Annotated in this window: 14 protein-coding genes; all 14 read right to left on the reverse strand. The window is 72.5% G+C overall.

The window, feature by feature from the left end; genetic code table 11:
* Window positions 1-39: 39 nt before the first annotated feature.
* The 14 genes from ADJ73_RS15705 to ADJ73_RS15770 all read right to left on the reverse strand — a co-directional run bounded on the left by ADJ73_RS15705 (window position 40) and on the right by ADJ73_RS15770 (window position 12692).
* Window positions 40-252: a F0F1 ATP synthase subunit C gene (locus ADJ73_RS15705; RefSeq protein ID WP_216593729.1), complete on the reverse strand. Its 213-nt coding sequence runs from the start codon at window positions 250-252 to the stop codon at window positions 40-42.
* Between the two features lie 110 nt (window positions 253-362).
* Complete coding sequence (gene atpB / locus ADJ73_RS15710; protein WP_253272608.1) at window positions 363-1163, reverse strand: F0F1 ATP synthase subunit A; 801 nt, start codon at window positions 1161-1163, stop codon at window positions 363-365.
* A gap of 85 nt (window positions 1164-1248) precedes the next feature.
* Entirely contained in the window at window positions 1249-1479 is a 231-nt protein-coding gene (locus ADJ73_RS15715; protein WP_050349051.1) for an AtpZ/AtpI family protein, read from the reverse strand.
* On the reverse strand, window positions 1476-1910 hold the full coding sequence (locus tag ADJ73_RS15720; RefSeq protein ID WP_050349052.1) for a hypothetical protein: 435 nt from the start codon (window positions 1908-1910) through the stop codon (window positions 1476-1478). The genes ADJ73_RS15715 and ADJ73_RS15720 overlap by 4 nt, the downstream gene beginning before the upstream one ends.
* Window positions 1911-2017: 107 nt before the next feature.
* Window positions 2018-3154, reverse strand: coding sequence for an MraY family glycosyltransferase (locus ADJ73_RS15725; protein ID WP_050349053.1), 1137 nt, complete (start codon window positions 3152-3154; stop codon window positions 2018-2020).
* 21 nt (window positions 3155-3175) lie between these two features.
* A complete protein-coding gene (gene glyA / locus ADJ73_RS15730; RefSeq protein WP_050349054.1) occupies window positions 3176-4453 on the reverse strand; it encodes a serine hydroxymethyltransferase in 1278 nt (425 codons plus the stop codon).
* 47 nt (window positions 4454-4500) lie between these two features.
* On the reverse strand, window positions 4501-5268 hold the full coding sequence (locus ADJ73_RS15735) for an L-threonylcarbamoyladenylate synthase (protein WP_082177062.1): 768 nt from the start codon (window positions 5266-5268) through the stop codon (window positions 4501-4503).
* 61 nt (window positions 5269-5329) lie between these two features.
* Window positions 5330-6259 carry a peptide chain release factor N(5)-glutamine methyltransferase gene (gene prmC / locus ADJ73_RS15740; RefSeq protein WP_050349055.1) on the reverse strand — a complete coding sequence of 310 codons (930 nt, stop codon included), beginning with the start codon at window positions 6257-6259 and terminating at the stop codon, window positions 5330-5332.
* The gene (gene prfA / locus ADJ73_RS15745; RefSeq protein WP_050349056.1) at window positions 6256-7335 is read right to left on the reverse strand and encodes a peptide chain release factor 1; all 1080 of its coding nucleotides are present in this window, start codon (window positions 7333-7335) and stop codon (window positions 6256-6258) included. The genes prmC and prfA overlap by 4 nt, the downstream gene beginning before the upstream one ends.
* A 98-nt stretch (window positions 7336-7433) precedes the next feature.
* Window positions 7434-7646 (reverse strand): 50S ribosomal protein L31, encoded by a 213-nt coding sequence (rpmE, locus tag ADJ73_RS15750; protein WP_050349057.1) that lies wholly within the window; start codon window positions 7644-7646, stop codon window positions 7434-7436.
* A 139-nt stretch (window positions 7647-7785) separates the two neighbouring features.
* A complete protein-coding gene (locus ADJ73_RS15755; protein ID WP_050349058.1) occupies window positions 7786-9759 on the reverse strand; it encodes a sensor histidine kinase in 1974 nt (657 codons plus the stop codon).
* A complete protein-coding gene (locus ADJ73_RS15760) occupies window positions 9756-11210 on the reverse strand; it encodes a glycosyltransferase family 2 protein (protein WP_253272609.1) in 1455 nt (484 codons plus the stop codon). The genes ADJ73_RS15755 and ADJ73_RS15760 overlap by 4 nt, the downstream gene beginning before the upstream one ends.
* Window positions 11203-12300 carry a HEAT repeat domain-containing protein gene (locus ADJ73_RS15765; protein WP_050349059.1) on the reverse strand — a complete coding sequence of 366 codons (1098 nt, stop codon included), beginning with the start codon at window positions 12298-12300 and terminating at the stop codon, window positions 11203-11205. The genes ADJ73_RS15760 and ADJ73_RS15765 overlap by 8 nt, the downstream gene beginning before the upstream one ends.
* A complete protein-coding gene (locus ADJ73_RS15770; RefSeq protein ID WP_050349060.1) occupies window positions 12297-12692 on the reverse strand; it encodes a response regulator transcription factor in 396 nt (131 codons plus the stop codon). The genes ADJ73_RS15765 and ADJ73_RS15770 overlap by 4 nt, the downstream gene beginning before the upstream one ends.
* Window positions 12693-12845 lie beyond the last annotated feature (153 nt).

Consider the following 12845-nt stretch of genomic DNA (forward strand, 5'->3'; position numbering starts at 1 on the left):
CCTAGACGACGGACTTCGGGCGATCGACGCGCGAGGTCGTCAGTTGTTGATGAAGAAGAGAACGAAGCCCAGGATGGCGAGGGCCTCGGCGACCGCGAAGCCGAAGATGGCCTGCGGACGGAGGAGGCCTGCGGCCTCGGGCTGACGGGCGATGCCGTTGAGCAGAGCGGCGAAGATGAGACCGATGGCGATGGCCGGGCCCAGCGTCGCGAGGCCGTAGCCGACGAGGGACATCGAGCCGCTGATCTCCAGGAAGTGCTGCATCTCTAGTGATTCTCTCTCTGTGGGTGACCCGGGTGGCTGCCCGCCCGGGAGACTGTGGGGTGTATTCGGTTGTGGCGAAACGGTGTTGGGCTGGTGGATCAGTGCTCGTCAGCGACCGCGCCACCGAAGTAGGAGGCGGCGAGCATGACGAAGACGTAGGCCTGGATGGCCTGGATCAGCAGCTCGAGCAGCTGCATCAGGAAGCCCATGACGAAGGAGCCGGCACCGGCCACCATGAGCCCGGGGCTGCCGGACATCAGCAGGTAGGCGCCACCGAGGATGAAGACCCCCATGAGCATGTGACCCGCGAACATGTTGCCGAAGAGTCGCAGCGTCAGCGTCAGGGGCCGGATCGCGAAGAAGCTCGCGAACTCCAGGATGAAGATGATCGGCGCGAGGAAGATCGGCACCCCCGCCGGCACGAGCTGTTTGAAGTAGCCGCCCACGCCGTGCTTCTTGATGCCGGCGTAGTGGTAGCCGATGTAGACGATGGCGACCAGCGGGATGACCATGCCGATGCGCGACATCGTCGGGAAGTTGGTGAACGGCATCGAGCCGAACCAGTTGTTGAGCAGCAGGAAGATGAACAGCGCGAACAGCAGCGGGGTGAACCGCTTGAAGTCGTGCGAGCCGATCATGTCCCGGGCGACGCCGTTGCGCACGAAGTCGTAGATGTTCTCGAGGAACCACTGCCGCTTGGTCGGGACGACCGAGACGCGCTTGGTGGCCCACAGCAGCCAGCCCACGAGCAGGACCAGCGACAGCAGCGCCAGCAGCATGGGGCGGGTGAACCAGTCACCGATCAGGGGGACGTAGAAGTCGTCCGGGGAAGGCGGGGTGAATCCCTCGCCGCCTGACGCCGGGGGGCTGCTCAGGGCAGGCCACACGGTGACGGTCACGGTGTCTCCTCGTTGAAGGTGTTCGGTGTGGTGCGGACGGAGGGCCCGGGGGCGGTCGTCGGCCTGGTCGGTCTCGTCATCGCAGTCAGGCCCTACCGTACCGGACCCAGACGACATACAGAGAAAGCACGAAGCCCACGATGATGCCCACCGGGACGCAGAATCCGGTCCCCCACCACCGGTCGAGCGCGTAGCCGATGAGGCCGAACGCCACGGGCCCGGAGATCAGGTAGGACGTGATGTCGGTCGCGTGGGAGTGGGCGGCGGCGTCGGCGCTGCGCGGGCCCTCGCCGTCACGGTCGCGGGTGGCGCTCATCGCCGCACCCCCTCCCCGAGGCCGGGGTAGATCTCGTGCCGGGCGCGCAGGAAGGCGACGGTGTGGCACAGCTGCCACACCAGGACTCCCGCGACCGCGCCGCCGGCGAAGGCCATCGGCTCGACGAGGCCGGTCTGGCGCAGCAGCACGTAGACGAGGAAGAGCAGACCGAGCTGGGTGGCGTAGACGACGAAGGCGCCGGGCAGCACCACCGCGGCGGGACCACGGGTGAGGGCGTCGACCGCCAGGATGCCGAGGGAGAAGAAGACGGTGGTGGTGAGGACGCCGACCGACGCGCCGGCCGCGCCGCGCCAGCCGCGCCACAGGGCACCGACCGCGCCGGCCACCGGCAGCGCCAGCAGCGACCCGGCGACGGCGACGCGCAGCGTCGCGGACGTCACGTCCGGGCTGGGGTTGCGCCGTGCGGGCAAGAGGCTGTCCTCGAGGTCGGGGGCAGTGCCGGGATGCGGTGGGAAGGCGGCGGGAGACTGCGTCGTCGCGGGCCTCACCGAGCCTGTCATCGTGCTTGTGAACGCTATCACAAGGTCTGTCGGTCCAGCGAGCCACGACGACCGAAGGTGAGATAGCTCGCCACCATCACGGCGGCCGCGACCGTCACCACCGGCACCCAGCCGTCGAACATGGCGATCGCGAGCACCCCCACGGACACGATCGCCGCCCAGAGGTAGAGCAGCAGCACCGCGTGCGGGTGCCGGTGGCCGGCACGCAGCATGCGGTGGTGCAGGTGGTGGGCGTCCGGGTGCCAGGGCTGGATGCCGGCGCGGGTCCGGCGCACCACCGCGAGCACGACGTCCAGCAGGGGCAGCGACAGGATGGCCAGCGGCAGCACCAGCGGCATCCACGCGAGCACCTCGCCCGAGCGACCGGCGCCGGTCCCGACCTGGGTGGGGTCCAGCGAGGTCATCGAGATCGTGGCGGCGGCCAGCAGCAGCCCCAGCAACAGGGCGCCGCTGTCCCCCATGAAGAGCCGGGCCGGGTGGAAGTTGTGGGGCAGGAAGCCCGCACAGCAGCCGGCGAGGGCCGCCGAGATCAGCGTCGCGGAGGAGAAGACGTTGGGCGGGTTGTAGGACATCGACACGAGGTAGCTGTAGACGAAGAAGGTCAGCGCCGCGATGCCGACGATCCCCGCGGCGAGGCCGTCCAGCCCGTCGACGAAGTTGACCGCGTTGGTCGTGACCACGACCACGACGATGGTCAGCGCGATCATCACCGCCAGCGGGAACACCGTCTGGCCGAAGATTGGCACCGACAGCAGCTGCAGCCCCTGGAAGGCCATGATCCCCGCCGCGAGCACCTGCCCCGCGAGCTTGGTGAGCCAGTCGAGCTCGCGGATGTCGTCGACCGCGCCCACCAGGCAGACCAGCACCGCCCCGATCACCACGCCGCTCAGCCGGCCGTCGCTGAAGACGCTGTCGGCCGCCGGGCGCCCCTCGACATAACCGCCGAGGAAGGGCAGCCGGGAGGCCAGCAGCACCGCGCCGAGGAAGCCCAGCAGGATGGCGACCCCGCCGAGGCGCGGGATCGGCACCACGTGCACGTCACGGTCGCGCACGGCCGTGACGGCCCCGGCGCGGACGGCGAGCCAGCGCACGAGCGGCGTCGTCAGGAAGGTGATCGCCGCGGCGACCACCATGACGAAGAGGTACTCACGCACGCCGGCCCGCCCCCGTCAGCCTCAGCGCGGGTAGGCCGGGAAGCGCGTCACGAGCTCCTCGACGGTCCCCCGCACCTCCTTGGCCACCGCGTGGTCGGGGTCGCCGTCGGTCTGGGTCACGGCGCGGTGGATCAGGTCGGCGATGACGTCCATCTCCGGCAGCCCCATGCCCTGCGTCGTGACCGACGGGGTCCCCACCCGGATCCCGGAGGCGATGTTGGCCTTCTGCGGGTCGAAGGGGATGGCGTTCTTGTTGAGCACGATCCCGGCCGCGTCGCAGCGCCGCTCGGCGTCGGCGCCGGTGACGCCCACGCCCTGCAGGTCGAGCAGCGCGAGGTGGGTGTCGGTGCCCCCCGTCGTGGGACGGATGCCACGCTCGGCGAGGCCCGCCGCGAGCCGCTGGGCGTTGGCGATGACGTCCTTGGCGTAGGCCTGGTAGTCGGCCTGCAGGCACTCCTTGAAGTTGACCGCCTTGGCGGCGATCGTGTGCATCTGCGGGCCGCCCTGCATGAGCGGGAAGACGGCCTTGTCGAGCTTGGCGGCGTGCTCCTCCTTGCAGACCAGCGCGCCCGAGCGCGGGCCCCGCAGCACCTTGTGGGTCGTGAAGGTGACGACGTCGGCATACGGCACCGGCGAGGGGATCGCCTTGCCGGCCACGAGACCGATGAAGTGCGCGGCGTCGACCCAGAAGATCGCGCCGACCTCGTCCGCGATGTCGCGGAAGGCCTGGAAGTCGATGAGCCGCGGGATCGCCGACCCCCCGGCGAGGATGACCTTGGGCCGGTGCTGGCGCGCGAGGTCGCGCACCTGGTCGTAGTCGATGTCCTCGGTGTCCTTGTCGACGCCGTAGTGGGCGATGTCGAACCACTTGCCGGAGAAGGAGACCTTGGCGCCGTGGGTCAGGTGCCCGCCGTGCGGCAACGACATGGCCAGCAGCTTGTCGCCGGGCTGGCAGAACGCGCCGTAGACGGCCTGGTTGGCGCTGGCACCCGAGTGCGGCTGGACGTTGGCGTGCTCGGCCCCGAAGAGCTCCTTGGCCCGGTCGATCGCGATCTGCTCGGCCTTGTCGACCTCGGAGCAGCCGCCGTAGTAGCGCCGGCCGGGGTAGCCCTCGGCGTACTTGTTGGACAGGGTCGACCCGAGCGCGGTCAGGACCGCGGGGCTCGAGAGGTTCTCGCTGGCGATGAGCTGCAGACCGCCGCGGATGCGCTGCAGCTCGGACTGCAGGACGTCGGCGATCTCGGGGTCGAGGGCCGCGAGGGCCTCATGGTCGGAGCCGTAGAAGGGGGTGTCGGACATGCAGGTGCTCCTGGGGTGAGGTGTCGGGACCGGGCCAGAGCCTCAGCCTAGAGGGTGGGGTCCGTATGGCGACCCGACGCGCCTCCGGGGTCGGCGGCCAGCGGGTCGTGCGGGCCATCGAGGGCGTCGGCCCGGGGCTCGGGCGCGGCGGCGGGGGCGGTCTCGTCGTCCCCCTCCAGCCGCACCGTCCCCAGGGCCGCGCGGAGCGTGTCCAGGTCGACGGCGCCGTCGCGCAGCACGCGGGGCTGCGCCTGGGTGCAGTCCAGGATCGTCGAGGCCTCCCCGTCCGAGCAGCGGCCGCCGTCGAGGTAGACGGCCACGGCGTCCCCGAGCATGGCCTCGGCCTCGGCCGCCGACATGGCGGCCGGCTCACCGGTGAGGTTGGCGCTGGTGACCGCCATCGGCCCCACCTCCGACAGCAGCGCCAGGGCGGTCTGGTCCTCCGGGATCCGCAGCGCCACGGTGCCGTTGGTCTCCCCCAGGTCCCACATGAGCGAGGGCTGGGCGAGCAGGACCAGGGTCAGCGGCCCCGGCCAGAACCGCTCCATGAGGTCGCGGGCGTAGCCCGGGATCTGCACGGCCAGCCCGTCGACGGTCCGCGCGTGCGGGACCAGCACCGGCGGCGGCATGCTGCGGCCGCGCCCCTTGGCGGCGAGGACGGAGGCGACGGCCTCGGGGCTGAACGCGTCGGCCCCGACGCCGTAGACGGTGTCGGTCGGCAGCACCACGACCTCCCCGCGCCGCACCGCGGCGGCCGCCGCCGACACCCCGTCCTCGCGCCCCTCGGGCGTCGTGCAGTCAAAGGTCTGGCTCATGCGGCTGAGCCTACTGGCCGGCGCCGACAGGCCCCGGTGTGCGTCGTCACGGTGCGCGTCGTCACGGCGCGCGTCGTGCGGTGGTGGTGCGCGGCCGCCCGGCCAGGTCGTGGTGGTCGTGCACCTCGTCCCACCCCTCGGCCCGCAGCCCGGCCGGCAACGTCTCCCCCTGGGTGTCGGCGTGCTCCATGACGAGCAGCCCGCCGGGCCGCAGCAGCGTGGCGGCCGTCCGGGCGATCGCGAGCGGGATCGCCAGCCCGTCCTGCGAGCCGCCGTAGAGCGCCAGCGCCGGGTCGTGGTCGCGCACCTCCGGGTCCCGCGGCACCGCGTCGGTCGGGACGTAGGGCGGGTTGGAGACGACCACGGCGGCACGGCCGACCACCTCGGTGAGACCGGGCAGGTCGACCCCGGCTCGAGGGTCGGCCGTGGCGTCCCCGAGGATGACCGTCACGTCGAGGTCGAGGCTGCGGGCGTTGTGCTGCGCGCGGCGATAGGCCAGGTCGGACAGCTCGACGGCGAGGACCCGGGCGTGCGGTCGCTCGTCCTTGACGGCCAGCGCGATCGCCCCGGAGCCGGTGCAGAGGTCGACGACCACCGGGACCACCGGGACCACCGGGACCACCGAAGCGCCAGACGACGCCGCACCCACCCGGTCGAGCTCGGCCAGCACCAGCTCGACCGCCAGCTCGGTCTCGGGCCGCGGCACGAAGGTCCCCGGCCCGACGCCCAGCTCGAGCCGCCGGAAGCCGGCGCGGCCGGTCAGGTGCTGCAGTGGCACCCGGGCGGCCCGGTGGGACAGGAGGTCGGCATACCGGCTGGCCTGCGTCTCGGACAGGCGAGCCCCGAGGACCATGCCCCGGTGCACCTCGCCGGGCCCCTGGCTCAGCACGTATGCCGCGAGCGCCACCGCGTCGACCTCCGGGGACGGCACCCCGGCCGCCGCGAGCCGCGAGGTCGCCTCCCGGACCGCGGCCCGCAGCGAGGTCGTCATGACCCGGCAACCGCCGCGAGCCGGGCCGCCTCGTCCATCTCGACGGCCGAGCGCACGACCGGGTCGAGGTCCCCGTCGAGCACGTGGTCGAGGTTGTAGGCCTTGTAGCCGGTGCGGTGGTCGGCGATGCGGTTCTCGGGGAAGTTGTAGGTGCGGATCCGCTCGGAGCGGTCCACGGTGCGGACCTGCGAGCGGCGGGCGTCCGACGCCGCGGCCGCCGCCTCGTCGCGCGCCACCTGCAGCAGCCGGGCGCGCAGCACGCGCAGCGCCGACTCCTTGTTCTGGAGCTGGGACTTCTCGTTCTGGCAGGAGACGACGGTGCCGGTCGGCAGGTGGGTGATCCGCACCGCCGAGTCCGTCGTGTTGACGCTCTGCCCGCCCGGCCCCGAGGAGCGGTAGACGTCGATCTTGAGGTCGTTGTCGTGGATCTCGACCTCGGTCACGTCCTCCACCTCGGGCATCACCAGCACCCCCGCGGCGGAGGTGTGGATACGCCCCTGGGACTCGGTGACCGGGACCCGCTGGACGCGGTGCACGCCACCCTCGTACTTCAGCAGCGCCCAGGGCGCGTCCCCGGGCTCGAGCTGGCCACGCGCCTTGACGGCGACGGAGACGTCCTTGTAGCCGCCGAGGTCGGACTCGGTGGCGTCGATGATCTCGGTGCGCCAGCCGCGCCGCTCGGCGTAGCGGAGGTACATCCTCAGCAGGTCGCCGGCGAAGAGCGCCGACTCCTCCCCGCCCTCCCCCGCCTTGACCTCGAGGATCACGTCACGGTCGTCGTCGGGGTCGCGCGGGATCAGCAGCCGACGCAGCTTGTCCTCCGCGGCGTCACGCGCCTCGCGCAGCCCGGGCAGCTCCTCGGCGAAGGCCTCGTCCTCGTTGGCCAGCTCCTCGGCGGCGGCGACGTCGTCGACCGCGGTCTGCCAGCCCTGGTAGGCGGCGACGGTGGGCGCGAGGGCGGCATACCGCTTGTTGAGGCGGCGGAGCGCGGCGGGGTCGGCGTGGACCGCCGGGTCGGCGAGCTGCCGCTCGAGGTCGGCGTGCTCGGCGACGATCGCGTGGGCGGACTCCAGCATGGCGTGCTCCGGGGCAGGTGAAGGATCAGGTGGGCGCTCGGGTGGGACGCGAAGGGCCGGTCCGCTCCAACGGGAGCGGACCGGCCCAGGCGGGGTGGTTACTTCTGGCGCTTGCCGTAGCGCGCCTCGAAGCGGGCCACGCGACCACCGGTGTCGAGGATCTTCTGCTTGCCGGTGTAGAACGGGTGGCACTGCGAGCAGACGTCGGCGCTGATCTTGCCGGACGTCGCCGTGCTCCTGGTGGTGAACTGCGAGCCGCAGGTGCAGGTGACCAGCGTCTCGACGTACTCCGGGTGGATGTCCTTCTTCATGGTGGTCTCCCTCTGAGATCTCGTGCGCCGGGTCGAGCGTGTTCTCGTGAACCGGCAACCTCTCCATTGTGCCAGACGGCGGCACACCTGACCTAACGCAGGCCCGGCCGCGGACATTCCTCCTCCTGGTCACACGGGGTCAGGAGGCACCGTGGTGCTCCTCCTCGGTGCCCTCTCCCTCGGCCACCGAGGTGAGGTGCAGGGTGACGGTCGTGCCCTGCCCGGCGACCGAGTCCAGGCTCATCCGCCCCCCGTGGGCCGCCGCGATGGACTGCACGATCGACAGCCCGAGCCCCGTCCCGGGGATCGTCTGCGCCGTCACGTTGCTGGCGCGGAAGAACCGTCGCCCGACGTCGCGCAGGTCCTCCTCGGGTATGCCGATGCCGGTGTCCTCGACCCGGACCGCGGCCGCGTGCCCGTCCCAGGCGACGTCGACGGTCACCCGCCCGCCGGGCGGCGTGAACTTGAGGGCGTTGCCGATGACATTGGTCAGGGCCCGTTCGAGCTGGTCGGGGTCCCCTCTCAGGACGGCCTCCGGGCTCGCCGTGCGGACGCGCAGGGTCACCGCGCCCTGGATGGCCTGAGGGCGGAGGTTCTCCACGACGTCGTCGACCAGCGTCTGCAGGCGCACGGTCGCGAGACGCAGCTCGACGCCCGAGGACTCGATCCGGCTCAGCACGAGCAGGTCCTCGATCAGCGCCCGCAGCCGTGCTGTGTTACGCGAGAGCACCCCGACCACGTCGGCCTGGTCGGCCGGGAGCGGACCGAAGTCGCCGTCCTCGAGCATCTCCAGGTAGCCCGCGATGGATGTCAGGGGTGTGCGGAGCTCGTGGCTCACGGTCGCCATGAAGTCGGTCTTCTGCCTGTCCAGCGCCCTGAGCCGGGTCATCGCGGCCGCCTGCTCCGCCTCGAACCGGCTCTGGTCGATGCCGCGGGTGGCGAAGGTGCACACCTGTTCCAGGAACTGGATCTCCTGGTGGCGCCAGCGGCGTCCGGGCGCGCCCTCGACCACGACGGCGCCGGCCGGGCCCTGCTGCGACCGGACGGTCACCGCCATCCACGGCCCCTCCCCGAGCGGTTCGGCCCGCCGGCGGAGGTCGTCGGGGACCGGGGCGTCCCCGTCCACCGCGAGGGGCTCCGGGCCCTCCGCGATCCGCGTGACCGCCTCCCACGGCGCGGACCCCGGCTCGGGCGCCAGCAGCCGCACGTCGTCACCGGTGAGGCCCTGCTGGAGGCCAGAGACCATGCGGTCCAGGACACCCTCCTCGGTCAGCTCCCGGCGGATCGCCAGCGCGACGCCGGACTGGGCGGCGGCCAGGCGGTACTTCAGCGCGCTCTCGTCCTCCGCCTGGCGGGTGGCCTGCACGTGGGCTTTCACGACCCGGCCCAGCTCGCGCACCTCGACCGGTCCCACCTCGGTGTCCACGGGAGGGTGGGTGCGGCCTCCGGAGGACACCAGTAGACGCAGGGCGGTCAGCGGTCGGACCACCTGGTCGATCAGCCGGTGCCTGGTCCGCATCAGGACGAAGGCCAGGACCACGGTCTCCAGGGCCAGCGCCACACCGGTGGCCATGATCACGGTGGAGGTGCGCCTGACCGATGCCGTGACCCGCGCCTGGAGCGGCTGCTGGATCTGGCGGTTGGCCGCGACCAGACGTGGGAAGGGCGTGGTCGGGATCAACCTGTCCGCGTCGCGACCTGCCCGGCGGGTGGCCACGACGCGCTCGTGGAAGGCCCACCAGGAGGCCAGGGCCTCCTCCTGGGCGCGCACCTGATCCTGCAACGTCGCGGGTGCAAGGCGCTCGACGGCGTCCAGCGACCGGCGCAGCTCCGCCAGGCCCGGGGTGGGCGCGCGCATGAAGGTCTCGTCCCCCGTCGCCACGAAGGCCCGCAGACCTGACTGGGCCGCAAGCAGATCCCGCAGGAGCTGCTCGTTGGCGGCCACGGCGGGGCGGTGACGGGCCAGGGTGGTCGACCGAATCGCCTCGGTGGACACCAGCCCGGCGCCTGCGGTGACCGCGACGAGGAGGACGAGCAGCATGATCTGGACCCAGACCCGGCGGATGTCCTGGCTGAGGCTGCGGGGCCGGTGCCGACGGTGGCGCTCGCTCATGCCGGCAGCTTCTGCTCATCGTCGAAGCCGGCCCGGGTCATCACGCCCCACTTCTGCGGCCGGCCGCGCAAGCTCGCCCACCACCCCTCGAGGCACCACCAGGCGACGACCTGGCGATAACCGAGGTTCTCCACGACCGCGGCCAGCACGAGCCAACCCAGGTCGCCCCAACGGGAGTACTTCGCGAAGCTCGCCTCCTCCACGGCGAGCGCGGCGACGGCCACGAAGATCGAGTAGGCGTAGGCCACCGCGAGGAACAGCATCGCGAAGGGGACGTTCACGGCACCCACCGCGAGGCCCACGAGCACGACCACGATCCCGATGACCTCGAGCAGGGGGGCGAGCAGCTCGAACACCCAGTAGTAGGGCAGCGCGAGCAGGCCGATGCGACCGTGCCGCGGGTCGAGCAGCATGCCGCGGTAGGCCCACAGGGTCTCCCACAGACCCCGGTGCCAGCGGGAGCGCTGGCGGCGCAGGACGGCCGGCGTCGACGGCACCTCCGTCCACACGATCGGCTCCGGGACGAACTCCACCCGGTACGGACGCCCGGCACGCCGCAGGTGCCGGTGGACGCGCATGACCAGCTCGAAGTCCTCGCCGATGGAGCCCGCGTCGAGGCCGCCCACCTCGACCAGCACGTCGCGACGGAACATGCCGAAGGCGCCGGAGATCAGGATCAGGCAGCGCAGCGAGGCCCACCCGGTGCGGCCGAGCAGGAAGGCACGGAGGTACTCCACCACCTGGATCCGCTCGATCCAGCGGCGGCCGAGCCGGACGTCGATGACGCGGCCCGAGGACACCTTGCAGCCGTTGACGGCGCGGATGACCCCGCCGGTCGCCACGGTGCGGACCGGGTCGTCGACGAAGGGCGCCGCGACCGCGACGAGCGCGTCCGGCTCGAGGATCGAGTCGGCGTCCACGAAGACGACGAGGGGCTCGTTGGAGGCGTTGATGCCGACGTTGACGCTTTCCGACCGACCGGAGTTGGGCTTGGTCACGACGACGAGGGAGCCGCGGCCGGTGCGGGGCACGTAGATCGCCGTGGGCTGCTCGCGGGTGACGACGTCGGTGGGCAGCTCGCGGGGCACGGCGACGAGGTCGAAGGCACGCACCAGGCGCTCGAGCGTCTCGTCGCTGCTGCCGTCGTCCACCACCACGACCTCGAACCTCGGGTAGCGCAGGGCGAGCATCGAGCGCACCGCGGTGACGATGCCGGCGGCCTCGTTGTAGGCCGGCACGATGACCGAGACCCCGGGGGCGGACCGGGACACGGACTCGGACGCGCCGAGCACGTGACGGCGGCGCTGCTCGACGGCGAACCGGCGCGCCGCCAGCAGGATCAGCACCAGGTAGGACGTGTTGACGAGCGCGAAGTAGACCAGGATCGGCCACGCGAGGACCCGCGAGACCGCCAGCACCGCGTCGTGCAGCCACGGGATCAGGTCACCCACGGTCCTCCCCCTTCCCCTCACGCAGCTCCTGCAGGGCGAGCACGTATGCCGCAGCCTCCCGCTGCGGTCCATCCGTCAGCTCGGCCAGGGCGCGGCGGGCGTCGGGGTGCTGCATGTCGGCGAGGGCCTGGGCAGCGCGGGCCGCGAGCCGGCGGTCCGGGTCGGCCAGCAGGTCACGCAGCACGGGCACGCTGGCCGGGGCGTCGAGCTCACCGAGGGCCGCCACAGCCGCGCCTCGGCGCTGCGGGCCGCCGCTCGTGGCGGCGTCCACCAGCATCGGCACGTCGCCGGCGTCCCCCAGCCGCCCGAGGGCGCGGCACAGCGCGACCTGCACCTGCGGGTCGCGCTCGGTGAGGAGCAGCTCGCGGACCGTGGGCCGGGCGGCGACCGACGTGCGCTCGGCGACCACGAGGGCCGCGACCGCGCGGACGCCGGGGTCCGGGTCGCGCAGCGAGGAGCGCAGCGCGTCCTCGATGCCGAAGCGCAGGGCCAGCAGGGCGTCGACCGCGGTGCTGCTCGGCAGCCCGGCGCGCCCGTGGTCGCCGCGGACGGCGCGCAGGATGGGGGCGGCCCCCTCGGGGTCACCGAACTGTCCCACCGCGGTGGCGGCGGACTGCCGCACCAGCGGGTCGCGGTCCTGCAGCAGCCGCAGCAGGGTGGGCAGTCCCTCGGGTCGCCCGCACCGGCCCAGCAGGACCGCCGCCCGGCCCCGCGCCACGGCCCGGCGCGAGGTGGCGTCCTCGCGGGCGCGCGCGATGGCCTCGTGCTCGTCGAGCACCTCGACGAGCTCGTGGGCGGTCTCCCCCTTGACCTTGCCGAGGAAGCCCACGATGGCCTCCTGCACGACCGGCCAGCTCCGGGCGGGCACCCGCCGGAGCAGGTCCAGCGCATCGGGGTCGTCGTCCCCGGCGGCCAGCTGCAGCAGCGCCGGGCGGTAGGGGGCGAGGTGACGGTCGTGCTGCCGTCGGCGGTGCAGGCGCAGGCCCTTGGTGCTGGCGACCAGCGACGCGAGCACGCCGCAGCTCGCGAGGACGGCCGTGAGCCCGATCGTGAGCAGTTGCAGGCTCAGCCAGGCGGGTCCTGCGATCACCGCACCCCCTGGCGGGCGCGTCGTTGCAGCACGCTGGAGACGCGGTGGCCCAGCTCGCGCGGGCTGAAGGGCTTGACGACGTAGTCGTCGGCGCCGGCCGCGAACCCCTCGTCGACGTCGGTGTCCCGGGAGCGGGCCGTCAGCAGGATGATCGCGACGTCCGCCAGGGTGGGGTCGGCGCGCACCTCGCGCAGCACGTCCACGCCCGACAGGCCGGGCATCATCACGTCGAGGACCGCGAGGTCGGGGTGCTCGGTGCGGATGGCCTCCAGGGCCGCGGCGCCGTCCCCCACGGCGGTCACGGCGTGACCGGCCTGGCCCAGCTTGAAGGTCACGAGGTCGCGGATGTCCGCGTCGTCGTCGGCGACCACAATGCGCACGTCGGCTGTCATGTCCGCGTCTCTCCCCAGTCAGGTTGCTCTAACTGCCCAAACATACACAGGCAGTACGCAGAACTTGACGGAAAGTGACGAAATGGCCCCCGGTGGGACGGCGGCCGACCCGGCATACGACCAGACCCGCACCAGCCGGGGTGTCGGCCGGTG

It is taken from the genome of Arsenicicoccus sp. oral taxon 190 (assembly GCF_001189535.1).
Taxonomy (GTDB): domain Bacteria; phylum Actinomycetota; class Actinomycetes; order Actinomycetales; family Dermatophilaceae; genus Arsenicicoccus.